This window comes from Paraburkholderia sp. CHISQ3, assembly GCF_030464945.1.
GTDB classification, from domain to species: Bacteria; Pseudomonadota; Gammaproteobacteria; order Burkholderiales; family Burkholderiaceae; genus Paraburkholderia; species Paraburkholderia megapolitana.
On sequence record NZ_JALPRG010000017.1, the window covers coordinates 63,219 to 80,149 of the forward strand.

The following is a 16,931-nucleotide window of genomic DNA, read 5'->3' on the forward strand; positions in this document are numbered from 1 at the left end:
AATCGTTAAATTAACGCAGCAAATCACACGATATCATACGTGTCGTCACGGTAGATATTTTCATCTCGTTATTAACGCTATCCATCGCTAACGTATATGTGGCGGGCATTCGGCGAATATCGCGTTGCCCGGGAAATATAGCCAGGCACAGGGAGATCGTTAAATCGATGCAAGCCCTCGAACTGCCGATAACTATCGTCCATTATTCGTACGCAAGCGCACCCATAAGAGAACGCCGCTTGAATCCGTTAGACGGCGACACTCTTCGCCTTCCGTCCGTTTGCGCGGAATAAATGTCGCTGGAAGCGATTGATATAATCAGCTTAATGGGTTGTAAAAATCCGCAGAATGCGATGCGGACAGTGCAACAGATCCGTTTTGGCCGCGCGCCGATGGTTTATAGTAGCGGCCGCTGTCCGAATCCCACTGATGCTCATGACCCTGCCCGCCTCCTCCCACACTCCGCTGTACGCCAAACTGCTCGCGGAAACCGCGCAGATCGGCTGGTCCGAACTCGAGCGTTTCTTTGCGCGCGGCATGCTGCTGCGCGTTGCCGGCGACCTCGATCTCGTGAGCGTGGCCGAAGCCATCGCCGGCGACGACGCCGCGCAAGTTACGCAGTGGCTATCGGCGGGGCTCGTCGAGCGCGTCCAGGCCGACACGGCCGCCGATTTCGCCGCCCGCGATCCGAACCTGTGGGCCGTCGTCGTCTCGCCGTGGATCTGCGTGCAGGAGCGCGCCTGAGCAATGCCGGGGCGCCACACGGTGTCGCACATTCCATGCATATTCCACGCGTATTCCAGTTACCGCTTGAAACAAGCGCATACAAATCGCATAGCCGATTCGTGCTCGAATAGCTGCAGCCCGTGGTCTCCGCGCGAACAGTGCTCGCGGGTCAGAAGCTCCGGCGTGCCCGCGCCGGAGCTTCGCCTTTTGCGATGTCCTGTTCCCGATTACTTCGGAGCGTCAGCGGCAGATGGCGTGGCGATCGCCGGCGGCCGGTCGTCGGTGGGTACGCCGTGATAGTCGGGCGGGTCCTTCGGCGGCGTGCGATGAGCGGTGGATGAACCGTCGGCGCAACCCGCGACGGACAGAATCAGGGACGAAAACAGCGGGACCAGCCATGCGGCGCGATTCATAAATTCTCGAAACAAGGGAATGTGAAAACCACAGGTACAAACGACTGCGGCCCTGCAGTCTACCCGCAACGCAGCATGCACGACGACAAGCCGGCACGCTCCTTTCCCTTTGCTGCAACTGACCTACCATGTACGCATGGCCGCATTGCGAAAGGAGGCTGCCATGGAAGCAGAAACAATCGCCGGACTGATCGGTCTTGGCGTCGGCGTACTGGTGCTGATCGCGCTGTCGGTGTTCGAATCGCGCAATTACCGACGCGAGCACGGCGGCGAAAGCATGACGCACCACTGGCTGGCCGAGCATCACATGCTCGACTGGATGCGGCGCAAGCACTAACCCTCGTTTGTTCCGCGATCGCGCGAATCGCCCGGTAGGCCGTTAAGCCTGCACCGCACGCGCGATCCGTACTGCCGGCATTTTCCCGTCGGCCCCGATCGTGCGGGCCGCGTTCTCCTGTTGTTGTCATCCGCAGCGCAGCACGCGACGCAGCAGGTTCGCTGCGCGACTAGACTCCCGCCTTCGCCAGAATCACGATCGACACGCCCAACGCGCTGTGTTGCGTATCCTCATTGCGATACGAATGCGGCACGTGACCGGGAAACGCCAGCACATCGCCTGCTTCGAGCCCGTGCCGCTCGCCCGCGACGAACACGGCAACGCGCCCGTCGATACAACTGAAATACTCACGCGTGCCCGGTAAATGCGGCGTGCCGCGCATATAGCCGCCGGGAATGAAGGACATCGTTTCGAGGATGCCGTCCGGCATCGGTTCCGGCACGAGCGGGCGGATCGTCAGCCCATTGCCGCGGTTCTGCACCGACACTTCGGCCGCCGCCCAGCGGCGCACTTTCGCGCGCGGCGACGCAAGCAGTTCGTCGAGCGGCGCGGCGAGCGCACCCGCAACCTTCATCAGCACCGCCAGCGACGGATTGCCCTCGCCCGACTCCAGATTCGCCACCGTCGAGCGCGGCACACCCGATGCCTTCGCCAGCCCATCCTGTGTCAACGCGCGGGCGTGCCGCAGCGCGACGAGATTGCGCGCGAGATGCTGCGCAGCGCGCGTGACGTCGTGCGCTTGATCGTCGGCGGGTTCTTCTGCGGCGGGGGGAACGGTTTCGTCCATCGTATCGACTTTCCGACAAGGGGTTGGACATCGCGCTCGGTTGAACGACGACGCGTTCCTATTATCAGGCCATCGAGCCAGCGCGACTCACGCGCGGCTCTCATCCACTACGGAGCATGGCATGACCTCGTCGATCGATACGCTCGCAGGCATTCGCGTCGCCCTCACGGGCGGCACCTCGGGGCTCGGCCTCGCACTGATGGACGAACTGCTCGCGCGCGGCGCACACGTTGCCTTCGTCGCACGGCACGCAGACCGCGTTGCGGCTGTTACGGCGGCGCGGCAGAAAGTTGTCGGACTGGTCGGCGATATCGCGAAGAAGGACGACATCTATCCGCTTGCACTGCAGATCAGCGGCGTGCTGGGCGGTGTCGATGTGCTGGTAAACAACGCGTCGTCGCTGGGACCGGTGCCGCTCGCACCGCTCGCCGATACCGCGTGCGAGGACCTCGAAGCCGCGCTGGCCGCGAACCTGCTCGGCCCGTTTCGTTTGACGAAAGCGCTGCTCGGTTCGCTCGCCGCCGCTGCACGCGAACGCGGCGGCGCAGTCGTGTTGAACGTGTCGAGCGATGCGGCTGTCGAGCCTTATCCAACGTGGGGTGCCTACGGCGCAAGCAAGGCAGCGCTACGGCACATGACGCGAATCTGGAATCTCGAACTTGCTACGCAGCGCGTGCGTTTGCTGTCGCTCGATCCTGGCGATATGGATACGCCGCTGCATGCGCTCGCCGTGCCGGATAGCGACCCTGCCGGGCTCAAGGCACCCGCGGTTGCGGCGCGCGAGATGGCCGACGCGATCGAAGCTGCACTGCGCGAGTTGCGCACGCCGGATGGGTCGAGTTCGAATGGCTCCAGCAATGTCGACGCGTTGGCGAGGGCCTGACGATGCGCGCAGCCACTGTCCCGATACAACGCCCTCGCGATGCGCGTCTTCTCACCGTCGATCGTTACGGTCGCATCGACGAGCACCCGCGCACCGCGTTCGCCGATCTGTTGCGCCCGGGTGATTGCGTAATCGCCAACGATGCCGCGACCTTGCCCGCCAGCCTGCACGGTGTCCATGAACGCAGCGGCAATGTAATCGAAGTGCGGCTTGCGGGGCGCACATCGCTCGCCGGCGGCGATGCGATGAATCGCTTCAGCGCGATCGTATTCGGTACCGGCGATTTCCATACGCTGACTGAAGAGCGAGCCGCACCGCCCGACTTGCATCGCGGCGACCGCCTTAGATTCGGCGCTGATGGCGCGACGATCGTGCGATTGCTCGGTCATCCGCGCTTTGTCGAACTGCATTTCGACGGCGACGCTGCACAGGTGTGGCGCACGCTCGCATCGCATGGCAAGCCTGTCCAGTACGCGCACCTGGCGGACCCGCTTGCGCTATGGGATGTATGGACGCCGATCGCCGCGCAGCCCGTCGCGTTCGAGCCGCCTTCAGCAGGCTTCGTCCTCGACTGGAGCACGCTAGATGCACTGCACGCGCGTGGTGTGCCGTTCGCGACGCTCACGCATGCGGCGGGATTGTCGTCGACTGGCGATGCGACGCTCGATCTGCGTCTGCCGCTCGATGAGCCGTATCGCATTCCGGCTGCCACGGCCGCACTCGTCAAGGCGACCCGTGCGGGCGGCGGCCGGGTCGTGGCGATCGGCACGACGGTTGTGCGCGCACTCGAACATGCGGCGGCGACCGACGGCGCTGTGCATCCTGGCGATGGCATCGCGACGCAGCGAATCGGGCCGCATACACGACTGCGCGCCGTCGATGTGATCGTGTCGGGTACACATGAACCGGATTCGAGCCACTACGCGCTGCTACGGGCGTTCGCCGATGCATCGACGCTTGCGCGCGTCACCGCGACGCTGGAGGCGCATCGCTATCGCACGCATGAATTCGGCGATTCGATGTGGGTCGAGCGGAGTATGGATGCCGTGCGGGAAGAAGAGCATGTGTACGACGAGCGGCAGGGTTCGTGGGTGGCGGTGCCTTGCGATTTAAGCTGAAAATTGTTTGCAAAAGTTTGCAAAACGCTGTCGAAAACCCGAAAAAATCCCAGAAAACCCGCAATCCCCAAAGTCAGAGTCGCGATAAATATCAGAAGCGCTCTCTTTGCAACTGAAAATCGTTCAAAAGTTTTCGACACAGGATGCGGGTTTTGATTACGCGTCTCGATCACCGGGCTGCCAGTAGTAGTGTTTGGTAATGTGGTTTGCAACCGTCGAAGGTTGCGTATTTCGGCGCTTCCCGGAAGAAAAATAGCGACTGTTCCAGCTCTTTCCGTTTGCACGAAAGAGCCGTACGACACCTGCACCGCCGAATAGACCTGGCCGGCCCGTCCGGCAATCGACCTCACCGAGTGAATGCCCTGCTCCCGCAGATTCGATTCGCGGCGAATAAATCATGCGCCTGCAGATAACACAAAACATGAAATTATAGCCGGCAATTTCAACATTTTTAGCATTTTATTATTTTAACAACTACGAATAATCACGGCCATTTCCACTGTAAGCATTTGTTTTAAAGTGCCAATTGCTAAAAGAAAAAACGTTATGCAAGCAAATGCAACATTGCATTGAGACGCGACCAGCGAGTTGAGAAATGGCGTCTCGAGACTGACAGCACATCGGTTTCTTATTTTCTTGCGTTTCGCATACAAAAATATTTCATCGTTTGAAAATTCGCATATTCGGGGATATGTAATTCGCACATTTAAATCTGGATGCGCGGCGTTTTCTTTCGCCTCGGGAACGATTCTCCCAGCAATTACCTGAAGGCTTCGCTGCGTCGCACAGCCCCTACCGGAGAGGTGATTCAAAATGAACAAGACGTACAGGACTATCTGGAATGAAGCCCTTGGTGCGTGGGTCGCTGCATCCGAGCTGGATTCGGCGCGCGGGAAAGGCAAGCGCTCGGCGTCGGTCAAACTCCTTGTGAATTTGCTTCTGCTTGGAGCGGCTCAAGCGAGCTATGCCGGGATCTTCACGTTTTCCGGCGGCAATGGTGGGGGAAACTGCGGCTTTGCCGGGGGTACTGGGCCTGATGGCGTGCGCACCTATGGAGCAGGTGCAGCCCCCGCCGACGGCAGCGGTGGGTTTTCGTCCGTCGCGGGGTGTAACGCAAACGGCGCAAATCTGAGCGGCGTGACCTTATACGGCTCTTACACGACTGCGAGCGGAGCCGCCGCCGTAGCGTTCGGTATGGGAGCGCTCGCCGGCAATTTTGCAACGTCTATTGGGTTTCAGGCCACTGCCTCCGGAACGCAAAGCAACGCTTTCGGGTTTAACGCAACGGCGTCGGGTACGTCGTCGATTGCGATTGGTTCGGCGGCCATTTCGTCCCAGTCGTCTTCGACAGCTATTGGGCCAGGCGCGAGCGCCACGGGGGCCTCGGCAACGGCGCTCGGCAGCGGCAGTCGAGCTACCTATGCGAACAGTGTGGCGATTGGTGCCGGCAGTGTCACAGGTGCGGCTGCACCCACCGGGACAGGTTTTCTGACCGGGCAGGCGGCGCCGCTTTCGGAAGTGTCGGTGGGCAGCTCGACGGCGTTGCGCCGGGTTACCAACGTGGCTGACGGTTCCGCGCCGCAGGATGCAGTGACCGTGTCGCAACTGAGCACCGGCTTGAGTACGACGACGAGCAGCATTTCGAGCTTGTCGACTTCGGCTTCGACGGGGATTACTTCGCTGTCGACCGGTTTGAGCACGACCAACAGCAACGTGACCAGTCTGTCGAGTTCGAGTTCGACTGGTATCAGTAGTTTGTCTACTGGTCTGAGTACGACTAACAGCAGGGTGACGAGTCTGTCGACTTCGACTTCAAGTGGTATCGGTTCGTTGTCGACTGGGGTGAGTTCGTTGTCCACTTCGACTTCGACGGGCATCAACAGTTTGTCTACCGGCCTGAGTACCACGAACAGCAACGTCACGAGTCTGTCGACTTCGACTTCAAGTGGCATCGGCTCGTTGTCGACTGGGGTGAGTTCGCTGTCGACTTCGACTTCGACTGGCATTACCAGCCTGTCTACCGGCCTGAGCACCACAAACAGCAACGTCACGAGTCTGTCGACTTCGACTTCAAGTGGCATCGGCTCGTTGTCNCGACTGGGGTGAGTTCGCTGTCCACTTCGACTTCGACTGGCATTACCAGCCTGTCTACTGGCCTGAGCACCACGAACAGCAACGTGACGAGCCTGTCGACGTCGACTTCAAGCGGCATCAGCTCGCTGTCGACTGGCGTGAGTTCACTGTCCACTTCGACTTCGACTGGCATCACCAGCCTGTCTACTGGTCTGAGCACCACGAACAGCAACGTGACGAGCCTGTCGACTTCGACTTCAAGTGGTATCGGTTCGCTGTCGACTGGGGTGAGTTCGCTGTCCACCTCGACGTCGACTGGCATCAACAGTTTGTCTACCGGTCTGAGTACGACTAACAGCAACGTCACCAGCCTCTCGACTTCGACATCAAGCGGCATCAGTTCACTGTCGACGGGTGTGAGTTCGCTGTCCACATCGACTTCGACTGGCATCACTAGCCTGTCTACTGGCCTGAGCACCACTAACAGCAACGTGACGAGCCTGTCGACTTCGACTTCAAGTGGCATCGGTTCGCTGTCGACAGGCGTGAGTTCGTTGTCCACTTCGACTTCAACCGGCATTAGTAGCCTCTCGACCGGCCTGAGCACAACCAACAGCAATGTGACGAGCCTGTCGACTTCGACTTCAAGCGGCATCAGTTCACTGTCGACTGGGGTGAGTTCACTGTCCACGTCGACTTCGACTGGCATCACCAGCCTGTCAACGGGCCTGAGCACGACTAACAGCAGAGTCACAAGTCTGTCCACCGGTCTGAGCACAACCAACAGCAACGTCACGAGCCTGTCGACCTCGGCCTCCACGGGTATCAGCTCGCTGTCGACGGGTGTGAGCTCATTGTCCACCTCGACTTCGACCGGCATCACCAGTCTATCGACGGGTCTGAGCACGACCAACAGCAATGTGACGAGCCTCTCGACATCGACTTCAAGCGGCATCAGTTCGCTGTCGACCGGCGTGAGCTCGTTGTCCACGTCGACATCGACCGGCATCACCAGTCTCTCGACCGGACTGAGCACAACCAATAGTCACGTAACAAGTCTGTCGACTTCAACGTCAACTGGCATCAACTCCCTGTCGACCGGTGTGAGTTCACTGTCCACTTCGACATCGACCGGCATCACCAGTCTGTCTACCGGTTTGAGTACGACCAACAGCAACGTGACGAGCCTGTCGACTTCGACGTCAAGCGGCATCAGCTCCCTGTCGACTGGTGTGAGCTCACTGTCCACATCGACCTCAACGGGCATCGCAAGCCTGTCGAGTTCGACCTCGACGGGCATCAGCTCGCTGTCCACTTCAACATCGACCGGCATCGGCAGTCTATCCACCGGCCTGAGCACGACGAACAGCAACGTGTCGAGCCTGTCGACCGGCCTCAGCACGACCACCAGCAGCATCGGCAGCCTGTCGACTTCGACCTCAACCGGTATCAGCACCCTGACGAACAACGTCACTTCGCTTTCGACCGGACTGAGCACAACAAGCAGCGCTGTATCGAGCCTGTCGACACTGACATCGACCAGTATCGGATCCCTGTCGACGGGCATCATCTCGCTGTCCACCGGCGTGGCGAACTCGGTCCAGTACGACGACCCGTCGCACTCGAGCGTGACGCTTGGCGGAGTCGGCGCAACCGCACCGGTTAGATTGACCAACGTCGCGCCCGGTGTGAACCCGACCGATGCGGTCAACGTGAGCCAGGTGTCCTCGCTGTCGACATCCGTGGCCTTTGCGATCAACTCGCTGTCGACGGGCCTGAGTACGACCAACAGCACGGTAACCAGTCTCTCCACATCGACCTCGACCGGTATCGATTCGTTATCCACGTCGAGTTCGACGGGAATCGGCTCGCTGTCGACCAGCATCACGTCGCTATCGACCGGAGTGAGCACCACGATCGGTAGCCTGTCGGCATCGACCTCGACCGGCATCGGCTCGTTGTCCACCGGTGTGAGCTCGCTCTCCACCACGGTAAGCACCGGACTCAGCACGATCACCAGCGCGATTGCCAGCGGTGCCGGTGGAAACGGCGTAGTCCTGTCCAGCCTGTCGACGTCACTCGCGCCCATCAATGCCGCATCCACGACCGCCAGCTCACGCGGTGCGACCATCGGCGCCACGCTCACTGGCGGTGTCAACTCGTCCGGCGCAGTCGTCTCGCAGGGACGCGCCACCAACAACACCTCCACGCAAGTCGTGCAGGCTTCCGGTTGCGGTGTAGCCAACGGCACGGATACGACGGCAACCGGGTTGTGTGCGGGCGCGGGCACGATCGCCGGGGTCAATGGCGCGACGACCACGACCGTGGCCAACGGTGCGACCGCGTACGGTTCGCAGTCGCTTGCACAGGACGCGAACACGACCGCGATCGGTTTCCGCGCGACCTCGCAGTACGCGGGTTCGGTTGCCATCGGTTACCAGGCGCAGGCGATCGCCGATCCGGCGACAGCAGTCGGCTCCAATTCGCTGGCTTCCGGCAACAACTCGGTCGCACTGGGTGCGGGCGCGCAAGCCACGGCCCAAGGCGCGGTCGCACTGGGTGCCAATTCGGTTGCGGACCAGGCCAACACGGTATCGGTCGGCTCGCCAGGCAACGAGCGTCGCATTACCAATGTGGCGCCGGGTATCAACCCAACCGACGCGGTCAACGTCTCCCAGTTGCAAGGCGTGCAGAGCAACGTCAACAACGTCGCGCGCGTGGCTTACGCTGGGATCGCCATGAGCATGGCGCTGGCGGGCAACTACATGCCGACGCTCGATCCTGGCGAATTCGAACTCGGGGCCGGCGTGGGCGGGTACCAGGGCTACGGAGCACTCGCGATCAATCTCAAGCGTCTTTCCGAGAGCGGTCGCTGGTCATGGGGCGCAGGCGTTGCCACCACGGGGAATCAGGTGGGCTTCAATGCTGGGCTGGGATGGAAGTGGTGATATTTGTGCAGGGCGTACCGGCGGGCATCGGATGATGGATCGCGATGCTCGCCGGTCGCGAAGATTCGCGTGGGCAGCGTCTTCACCAAAGGCCGAATCGTGTACACGTTGTGAGGTGCGCATCCATGCAGCCACCGAAGGACGATACCGGGCGGCGCCGGGATTTCAATCGTCGTCGTGCAGTAACCCTGCATCGAGCAGCCAGTTTGCAAACAGGAATAGGGCTATGTCCCCAAGCCAGATCCACACGCTCGACTCGCGATAGATGCCCCACCAGGATCCGAAATAGTAATCGTCGCTACTGTCGGTGTAGTGAACACGATAGGTATGGGTAGCATCGGGGCTCAGCGTGGCCAGCCAGGACCGCTCATCGTGCATGAACGTACCTGCCCCAAAGTTCAGGACAAAGATCACCATGCATATGCGTACAACGGTGCCAAACATGATCAAAGCCCCTGGATCTGGATTCTCCGGGTTCCGGGTTATCGCGCAGCCAGTCTGTGCGCGTAGTACGGCCGCTCCCGATCATCGAGATTTGAAGAGTCGGGTTGAGCCATGCGTCAACATACTCCGGCTTGATCGGGATGATGCAGCGGTCACGCCCGGCCGCAGCGACTTCGATTAGACAACCGCTGGACTTTGGCTTCGACAAAAGAAAAAGGACCTACGGCGTTAGCTCGTAAGTCCTTGTCCCTGCTGCTTTTTTCGTGGTCGGAGCGATAGGATTCGAACCTACGACCCTCTGATCCCAAATCAGATGCGCTACCAGGCTGCGCTACGCTCCGACGAAGCCTGCGATTCTAGCCGCCTTTCTGTCACGCGGTCAACCTTATGCTGCGATAACCTCTTCTGCGGCAAGCCGAAAGAACCATCGACGGACAAAGGCACCGGTTCCCGGTCCACAATAACCCCGCCCCGCGCACCCAAAACGCACCCCAGAACACAACGCCAAAAGAAAGGAGACAACCCCATGAACCTGATCCTCTGGCGCCATGCCGAAGCCGAAGACATCGCCGCGAGCGACCTCGCCCGTCAACTCACAGCACGCGGCCGCAAACAGGCACAGACAGTCGGCAAGTGGCTGCGCGCACGCATCGACGCTGACGCATTGATACTCGTCAGTCCCGCCGTACGAACCGTGCAGACCGCCGAGTCGCTGTCGGACCAGTATCGCGTCGTGCGCGAGATCGCTCCCGACGCGAGCGCCGATGCCGTACTCGCCGCAGCCGGCTGGCCGAACGGCGTCGCGCAAACGGTTGTGATAGTCGGCCACCAACCGACGCTCGGTCACGTGGCCGCCCGGCTGCTCGCTCACAGCGGCGCCAGCTGGCCGGTGAAGAAAGCCGGCGTCTGGTGGTTCGAAAGCCGCGAGCGCGCCGGCGACGAACAGGCTGTGCTGCGTGCAGCGATATCGCCCGAGCTGATCTAGACACCCTACCTGCCCCCACCAGGTACCAGGTGTCGGCACTACACAACAACGCACAACCGGCCGTAACACAACCCACAGGCCAACCTTACGGCACGTCATTGAATCGTCATCGCTTTGCCACGCGAGCGTCATTACCGATTACTACATTGGCGAAAAAGTACATAAACACAAACCCTTTTTCGACCAGGAACGCCACATGCGAGAACTGCCGACGCCTACCCTGCCCCTCGCTTCGATCCTTCCGCTCAAGCGCCGCCGTCGTCTGCCGCGCGCATCAGAAACCGTCACCGCACAACATCGTCTGCAAGTCGCCTGGGCGCGTAGCGACGAGGAGCTTCGCGAGGCGCAGCGTCTGCGGTATCGCGTCTTCGCCGAAGAAATGGGCGCACAACTGACTGGCCCTGCGGGCCTCGACGTCGATTCGTTCGATGCCTACTGCGACCATCTGCTCGTGCGCGATCTCGATACGCTGAAGGTGGTCGGTACGTATCGTGTGCTGCCGCCGCATCAGGCGGCGCGCATCGGCCGGCTGTATGCGGAAAGCGAATTCGACGTGTCGCGCCTCACGCATCTGCGCTCGAAGATGGTCGAGGTCGGTCGTTCATGTGTGCATCCCGACTACCGCAGCGGTTCGGTGATCATGTCGCTGTGGGCAGGCCTCGGTGCGTACATGCAGCAGAACGGCTACGAAACGATGCTCGGTTGCGCGAGCGTCGCGATGGCCGACGGCGGTCACTTCGCGGCAAACCTCTATTGCTCGCTGCGCGACAACTCGCTGACCGCGCCCGAATACCGCGCGTTCCCGCACACGCCGCTGCCCATCGACGATTTGCAGACCGGCACCGAGGTCGCAGCACCGCTGCTGATCAAGGGTTATCTGCGGCTCGGCGCGAAGATTTGCGGCGCGCCCGCGTGGGACCCCGACTTCAATACCGCCGACTTCCTCACGCTGTTCCGTCTGTCCGATATCAACGCCCGCTATGCACGCCACTTCCTCGGCGACGAACTGACGCGCTGATCGCTGGCTCTTGAGCGGCATGCGCAATGCATGCCGCTAAAAACAGAAGCCCGACGAGCAAAAAACTCGTCGGGCTTCTTGTTTGATTCGACATCCGATTCGAGACCTGTTCGCAAGCTTCACCACATCCGGTGAAGCGCAACGCAGCCTATTCGTCCTTGTCGGTATACACGACGCGATACGGAATCCCGACCTTCTCCCACTCGGCGGCTTCCTGAATCAGGCTGTAGTCGGTCAACGGATTGTTCTCGACCCACTCGTTCGGCAAACGCACTTCGTACCCACCGCCCACCTGCGCCACGAGAATACCGGGCAATCCGACATCGGCGCGGCGACGACACAGCAGCGACGCGAGACGCAGGCAGAACAGCAGCGGCCACTCGACATCGCGCGTCTGCGACAGCTTGCCGAGCTTGCCCGCATGCCCGAGCACGAGTGCGGCAAGCCGCGCCTGGTCGGTGCGCGAAAAACCCGGCATGTCGGCATTGCTCGCGATATACGCGGAATGCTTGTGATACGCGCTGTGCGAGATCGACAGACCGATCTCATGCAACGCGGCTGCCCAGCCAAGAAACATGCGGTTCTCCGCACGCCGTTCCTCATCGGGCTCTTCGAGCTGATCGTAGAAGCGCACCGCCAGTTCGCCGATGCGGGCCGCCTGCGCCCGGTCGATCCCGTAGCGCCGCATGAAGCCTTCCACGGTCAGCGTCCGCATGTCTTCGTGCTGCGACCGTCCGAGCAGGTCGTACAGCACGCCGAGACGCAACGCGCCGTCAGTCGTATCGACGTAATCGATGCCGAGTTCGTCGAACACCGCGAGCATGATCGACAGGCCGCCTGCAAGTACCGGCACGCGGTCCGACTTGAGCGCCACGAGCTTCAGACGGTTCACGTTCTCCGCCTTGATCAACGCGCGTTTGAGCCGCTCGAGCCCACCGCGCGAAATGCCGTGCGTGATACCCGGATCGTTGAAGCCGTTTGCTTCGACGAGTTCGGCAAGCGCCCGCGCAGTGCCGGACGAGCCGATTGCCTGTTCCCAGCCGGTCTTGCGATATTCGCTGGAAATAATCTGGATTTCACGCGTAGCCGCCAGTTCGGCCTGGCGCATCGTGTATTCGTCTACATTGCCCGCGGGGAAAAATGCCCGGCTATGGCTCACGCAGCCGATATACAGGCTTTCCATCTTGATCGGCGTGTAATGCGAGCCAATGATGAATTCCGTCGAGCCCCCGCCGATGTCGACAACGAGCCGTTTGCCCGCACTGGCCGGCACGGAATGAGCGGCGCCCGCATAGATCAGCCGTGCCTCTTCGCGTCCAGCAATCACTTCGATCGGAAAACCGAGCGCTGCCTGGGCCTCGACAAGGAATTCGCCGGCGTTCTTCGCGACGCGCAGCGTATTGGTGGCAACCGCGCGCACGTGGTCGGGGTGGAAGTCGCGCAGCCGTTCGCCGAAGCGTTTCAGCGCATCCCAGCCCCGCACCTGCGAGGCGCGATCGAGCAGTTTGTCGCGGGCGAGCCCGGCGGCAAGCCGCACCGACTCGCGCAGCGCATCGACCTGATAGATCTGGCTACCGGCCTCGGTTTCCTCGACCCGGCCGACAATCAGCCGGAAGCTGTTCGAACCGAGATCGACAGCGGCGAGGAGTTTCGGGGTGGGGTTGACCATCGATTGTGCGGACTCCATGCGCGCGAGCGCCGCCATCTGACCGGCTGTGGCGCTGTTTAAAGACGCCATTCTAAGCGTACTGGACCTCGCCATGTCATCGTTCCGTATTGTGCGTCCTTCATGGTCCCATACGCACTGCGTCGTATTTACGACAAAGCACGAATACAGCGTAAAATTCGTGACATTCCCGATGTCATGATAGTTTCATCATTCTGTGAGAGTTTCCGAGCGTCCTATCAAACCCCTTCCTGATCTTCCATTCTCGCTGCCGATGTCCATCCGCTACCCTCTTCTCAATCGCGAGCTGGGCATTCTAGGTTTCAACGAGCGGGTCCTGGCGCAGGCGGCCGACCCGTCCGTACCGCTGCTCGAACGCCTGCGTTTCATCTGCATTACCAGCAGCAATCTCGACGAATTCTTCGAAGTCCGCATGGCCGGGCTGCACGAACAGATGCGCGACAACCCGGGCGCGCTGTCGCCGGACGGCATGTCGCTGCAACACGTCTACGATCTCGTCGTCGAGCGGGCGCAAAAGCTCGTGCATCGTCAGTACACGATGCTGCACGACACGGTGCTGCCCGCGCTCGAACACGAAGGCATCCACTTTCACGGCACCGAAGCGTGGAACGAGGCGCAGACCCTGTGGGCGCGCCAGTACTTCATCGACGAGCTGCTACCGGTGTTGACGCCGATCGGCCTCGACCCCGCCCATCCGTTCCCGCGCGTGCTGAACAAGAGCCTGAACTTCGTCGTCGAGCTCGAAGGCAAGGATGCCTTCGGCCGCCAGGCGCTGATGGGGATCGTGCAGGCGCCGCGCGCGCTGCCGCGGCTCGTGCGCATGCCGCAGGAGCTGTCGGGCTATCCGCACGGCTTCGTGCTGCTCAGCTCGCTGTTGCAACGCTATGTCGGCGAGCTGTTTCCGAACTTGATGGTGCACAGCTGTAACCAGTTTCGCATCACGCGCAACAGCGAACTGTTCGTCGACGAAGACGAAATCACCAACCTTCGCGTCGCGCTGCAGGGCGAACTGCCCGCGCGCCATCTCGGCAACGCGGTGCGGCTCGAAGTATCGGCGGAAACACCGGCGAATCTCGCGCGGCGATTGCTCGACGAAAGCGGATTGCAGGAAAAGGACTGCTATTACGTTGACGGTCCCGTCAATCTGGTGCGGCTGATGCAGTTGCCGGAAATGGTCGACCGGCCCGATCTGAAATTCGTTCCGCATATTCCAGCCATTCCGGCGCAGGTCACCAACGGCGTCAGTCTTTTCGACGTGATCGATCAGGGCGACCTGCTGCTGCATCATCCGTACGAAAGCTTCCAGCCGGTGCTCGAACTGCTGTTGCAGGCCGCGAAAGATCCGAACGTCGTGGCGATCAAGCAGACCATCTACCGCACCGGCACCGACTCCCCGCTGATGGACGCGCTGATGCAGGCCGCGCGCAACGGCAAGGAAGTCACGGTGGTGGTGGAACTGCTCGCGCGCTTCGACGAGGAAACCAACATCAACTGGGCGTCGCAACTTGAAGCGGTCGGCGCGCACGTCGTGTATGGCGTGGTCGGTCACAAGTGCCACGCGAAGATGATGCTGATCGTGCGGCGCGTGTCGGCGGGCGGCAAGTCGACGCTCAAGCGTTATGCGCACCTCGGCACCGGCAACTACCATCCGCGCACGGCCCGTCTCTACACCGACTTCGGCCTGATGACGTCGGACCAGAAAATCTGCGAAGACGTGCATCACGTGTTCCAGCAATTGACGGGTATCGGCGGCGAACTGGCGTTGCACGAATTGTGGCAGTCGCCGTTTACGCTGCATCCGAAGCTCATCGATGCCATCCGCGCCGAGGCTGCGAATGCGCGCGCCGGCAAGAAGGCGCGCATCGTCGCGAAGATGAACGCGCTGCTCGAACCGACCGTGATCGCGGAACTGTACGAGGCGTCGCAGGCGGGCGTGAAGATCGACCTGATCGTGCGCGGTGTGTGCTCGTTGCAGCCCGGGGTAGCCGGTCTGTCGGAGAACATCACGGTGCGCTCGATCGTCGGGCGCTTTCTCGAACATCACCGCATCTACTACTTCTACGATGGCGGCAAGGAACAGGTCTATCTGTCGAGCGCCGACTGGATGGACCGCAATCTGTTCCGCCGTGTCGAAGTGGCCTTCCCGATCAACAACCGGCGGCTCAAGCGGCGTGTGATCGCGGAAGGACTGTCGATGTTCCTCGGCGACAACCAGTCGGCCTGGCTGATGCAGAGCGATGGGCATTACCGGCGGCGGCGGCCAGGCAAGTCGTCGCGCAATACGCAGATGAGTCTGTTGACGAAGTTCTGTTCATAAGAAAAACGCCGGTCCACCCGGCGTTTTTCTTACCTACTCGGGGAGCCTCGCGAGACGCGCCAGCTTTTGGGGGCGCTCATAACCGCCGTGCATGGCGGTACATACGCTAGCTCGTTACGCGCTGCCGGTCGAACCAGAACGACAAGCCCACGCTCGCGAGAATGATCAGCGTCGCGATCACCGTCCATCGCGTCACGGGCTCGCCGAGCGTCACTGCGCCCAGCGCCACCGCCACCACCGGATTCACGTACATGCAACTGCTCGCGATGATCGGACTCGTGTGGCGGATCAGATAGCCGTACGCGACGTACGCGCCCATCGTGCCGACCAGCACGAGGTACAGAAAGGCGAGCGCGGGCGCGAACGACAGATCCATCATCCGTTCGCCGAGCGTCCACGCAATCACCGTCGACACCGCGCCACCCAGCCCGACCTGCAGCGAAGTCGACAGGAATAAATCGGACGGCATCTTCAGGCGCCCCGCGAGGTGCGCGCCGCCGGCCCAGAACAGCGCACCGGCGAGAATCGCGAGACTGCCGCCCGCCGATCCCGCCGACGCGTCGCCATGATTGAGCACGGCAATGCCGACCAGTCCCAGCGCGACCGCGCCCCACTCTCCTTTCGAAATCGATCGGCCCGCCACAGCCGCGATCACCGTCGCGAAGAGCGGCACGGTCGCCACCATCACGGCGGCCATGCCGGTGCCGACCGTGCGCATTCCGACCGCGAGCATCCCGCTCGACAGGGCAACCAGCATCGTGCCGACCAGCCCGGCGTTGCGGATCTCGAGCAGCGTCGGCCGCTGCGGGCGGCGTTGGATCGCGAACACGAACAGCCCGATGCCGGCCAACAGGTTGCGCAGCCCGGACAGCAGCAGCGGCGGGAACGACTCCAGCGAGACGTGCACGCCGAGATACGTCGAGCCCCAGACGATATAGACGAAAGCCAGCGACAGCGCGATCCGGCCGCCCTGCGTTCGCGGCAGGCGCACCGGCAGGCGGGCGAAGAATGATGAAGCCATGGCGTCAGTCCGCTCGCGCCGTAAGGGCAACTGCGCCCGGAGAAAGAATCGGCAGACCGGGGCGTGCGCGCTGCGCGCGTAGCGCAGCCGGGCGGGCGAAGCAGGACGGCATGATGGTCGAGCGGGACAGACGGGAGACTGACGATAAGCCCGGCCGCGCTAAACCTGGGGAGT

14 protein-coding genes and 1 tRNA gene are annotated in these 16,931 nt (G+C 61.6%); 9 read left to right on the forward strand and 6 right to left on the reverse strand.

The window, feature by feature from the left end; translation table 11 throughout:
* The first annotated feature begins 435 nt into the window (after positions 1 to 435).
* Positions 436 to 744 (forward strand): DUF2288 domain-containing protein, encoded by a 309-nt coding sequence (locus M0D65_RS30945; RefSeq protein ID WP_091014823.1) that lies wholly within the window; start codon positions 436 to 438, stop codon positions 742 to 744.
* A gap of 209 nt (positions 745 to 953) precedes the next feature.
* On the opposite strand, the gene M0D65_RS30950 is transcribed toward M0D65_RS30945, so the two are convergent.
* Positions 954 to 1,139, reverse strand: coding sequence for a hypothetical protein (locus M0D65_RS30950; RefSeq protein ID WP_266255890.1), 186 nt, complete (start codon positions 1,137 to 1,139; stop codon positions 954 to 956).
* A 163-nt stretch (positions 1,140 to 1,302) separates the two neighbouring features.
* Here M0D65_RS30950 and M0D65_RS30955 point away from each other — a divergent pair, with 163 nt between their 5' ends.
* Entirely contained in the window at positions 1,303 to 1,476 is a 174-nt protein-coding gene (locus M0D65_RS30955) for a hypothetical protein (protein ID WP_170043828.1), read from the forward strand.
* A 169-nt stretch (positions 1,477 to 1,645) separates the two neighbouring features.
* On the opposite strand, the gene M0D65_RS30960 is transcribed toward M0D65_RS30955, so the two are convergent.
* Positions 1,646 to 2,263, reverse strand: coding sequence for a helix-turn-helix domain-containing protein (locus M0D65_RS30960; protein WP_266255891.1), 618 nt, complete (start codon positions 2,261 to 2,263; stop codon positions 1,646 to 1,648).
* Between the two features lie 121 nt (positions 2,264 to 2,384).
* Between M0D65_RS30960 and M0D65_RS30965 the strand changes: the two genes are divergently transcribed.
* From M0D65_RS30965 to M0D65_RS33205, 4 genes are all read left to right on the forward strand, one after another.
* Positions 2,385 to 3,146 (forward strand): SDR family oxidoreductase, encoded by a 762-nt coding sequence (locus tag M0D65_RS30965; RefSeq protein WP_266255892.1) that lies wholly within the window; start codon positions 2,385 to 2,387, stop codon positions 3,144 to 3,146.
* A 2-nt stretch (positions 3,147 to 3,148) separates the two neighbouring features.
* Positions 3,149 to 4,264, forward strand: coding sequence for an S-adenosylmethionine:tRNA ribosyltransferase-isomerase (locus M0D65_RS30970; RefSeq protein WP_266255893.1), 1,116 nt, complete (start codon positions 3,149 to 3,151; stop codon positions 4,262 to 4,264).
* Between the two features lie 813 nt (positions 4,265 to 5,077).
* Entirely contained in the window at positions 5,078 to 6,370 is a 1,293-nt protein-coding gene (locus M0D65_RS33200) for an ESPR-type extended signal peptide-containing protein (RefSeq protein WP_323136872.1), read from the forward strand.
* Positions 6,371 to 8,241: 1,871 nt separating this feature from the next.
* Complete coding sequence (locus M0D65_RS33205) at positions 8,242 to 9,285, forward strand: YadA-like family protein (protein WP_308076832.1); 1,044 nt, start codon at positions 8,242 to 8,244, stop codon at positions 9,283 to 9,285.
* A gap of 165 nt (positions 9,286 to 9,450) precedes the next feature.
* On the opposite strand, the gene M0D65_RS30980 is transcribed toward M0D65_RS33205, so the two are convergent.
* Together M0D65_RS30980 and M0D65_RS30985 are read right to left on the reverse strand one after the other, a co-directional pair.
* On the reverse strand, positions 9,451 to 9,729 hold the full coding sequence (locus M0D65_RS30980; protein WP_091020398.1) for a hypothetical protein: 279 nt from the start codon (positions 9,727 to 9,729) through the stop codon (positions 9,451 to 9,453).
* Between the two features lie 264 nt (positions 9,730 to 9,993).
* Positions 9,994 to 10,070, reverse strand: a tRNA-Pro gene (locus M0D65_RS30985).
* Between the two features lie 185 nt (positions 10,071 to 10,255).
* Between M0D65_RS30985 and sixA the strand changes: the two genes are divergently transcribed.
* Together sixA and M0D65_RS30995 are read left to right on the forward strand one after the other, a co-directional pair.
* On the forward strand, positions 10,256 to 10,714 hold the full coding sequence (gene sixA / locus M0D65_RS30990; protein WP_266255894.1) for a phosphohistidine phosphatase SixA: 459 nt from the start codon (positions 10,256 to 10,258) through the stop codon (positions 10,712 to 10,714).
* A gap of 196 nt (positions 10,715 to 10,910) precedes the next feature.
* Positions 10,911 to 11,732, forward strand: a complete 822-nt coding sequence (locus M0D65_RS30995; protein WP_091020402.1) for a GNAT family N-acetyltransferase — start codon at positions 10,911 to 10,913, stop codon at positions 11,730 to 11,732.
* Positions 11,733 to 11,880: 148 nt separating this feature from the next.
* Here M0D65_RS30995 and ppx read toward each other — a convergent pair whose 3' ends face one another.
* Complete coding sequence (gene ppx, locus M0D65_RS31000) at positions 11,881 to 13,494, reverse strand: exopolyphosphatase (RefSeq protein WP_207556578.1); 1,614 nt, start codon at positions 13,492 to 13,494, stop codon at positions 11,881 to 11,883.
* Between the two features lie 178 nt (positions 13,495 to 13,672).
* Between ppx and ppk1 the strand changes: the two genes are divergently transcribed.
* Positions 13,673 to 15,736, forward strand: a complete 2,064-nt coding sequence (gene ppk1 / locus M0D65_RS31005; protein WP_266255895.1) for a polyphosphate kinase 1 — start codon at positions 13,673 to 13,675, stop codon at positions 15,734 to 15,736.
* 106 nt (positions 15,737 to 15,842) lie between these two features.
* On the opposite strand, the gene M0D65_RS31010 is transcribed toward ppk1, so the two are convergent.
* A complete protein-coding gene (locus M0D65_RS31010; RefSeq protein ID WP_091020408.1) occupies positions 15,843 to 16,757 on the reverse strand; it encodes an EamA family transporter in 915 nt (304 codons plus the stop codon).
* Between the last annotated feature and the right edge of the window lie 174 nt (positions 16,758 to 16,931).

Bases quoted from the DNA above. Each gene is read 5' to 3' on its own strand.
- M0D65_RS30980 (WP_091020398.1), bottom strand. From the start codon at position 9,729: ATGTTTGGCACCGTTGTACGCATATGCATGGTGATCTTTGTCCTGAAC.
- ppk1 (WP_266255895.1), top strand. From the start codon at position 13,673: ATGTCCATCCGCTACCCTCTTCTCAATCGCGAGCTGGGCATTCTAGGT.
- M0D65_RS30960 (WP_266255891.1), bottom strand. From the start codon at position 2,263: ATGGACGAAACCGTTCCCCCCGCCGCAGAAGAACCCGCCGACGATCAA.
- sixA (WP_266255894.1), top strand. From the start codon at position 10,256: ATGAACCTGATCCTCTGGCGCCATGCCGAAGCCGAAGACATCGCCGCG.
- M0D65_RS30945 (WP_091014823.1), top strand. From the start codon at position 436: ATGACCCTGCCCGCCTCCTCCCACACTCCGCTGTACGCCAAACTGCTC.
- M0D65_RS30965 (WP_266255892.1), top strand. From the start codon at position 2,385: ATGACCTCGTCGATCGATACGCTCGCAGGCATTCGCGTCGCCCTCACG.
- M0D65_RS30970 (WP_266255893.1), top strand. From the start codon at position 3,149: ATGCGCGCAGCCACTGTCCCGATACAACGCCCTCGCGATGCGCGTCTT.
- M0D65_RS31010 (WP_091020408.1), bottom strand. From the start codon at position 16,757: ATGGCTTCATCATTCTTCGCCCGCCTGCCGGTGCGCCTGCCGCGAACG.
- M0D65_RS30995 (WP_091020402.1), top strand. From the start codon at position 10,911: ATGCGAGAACTGCCGACGCCTACCCTGCCCCTCGCTTCGATCCTTCCG.
- M0D65_RS30950 (WP_266255890.1), bottom strand. From the start codon at position 1,139: ATGAATCGCGCCGCATGGCTGGTCCCGCTGTTTTCGTCCCTGATTCTG.
- M0D65_RS30955 (WP_170043828.1), top strand. From the start codon at position 1,303: ATGGAAGCAGAAACAATCGCCGGACTGATCGGTCTTGGCGTCGGCGTA.
- ppx (WP_207556578.1), bottom strand. From the start codon at position 13,494: ATGGCGAGGTCCAGTACGCTTAGAATGGCGTCTTTAAACAGCGCCACA.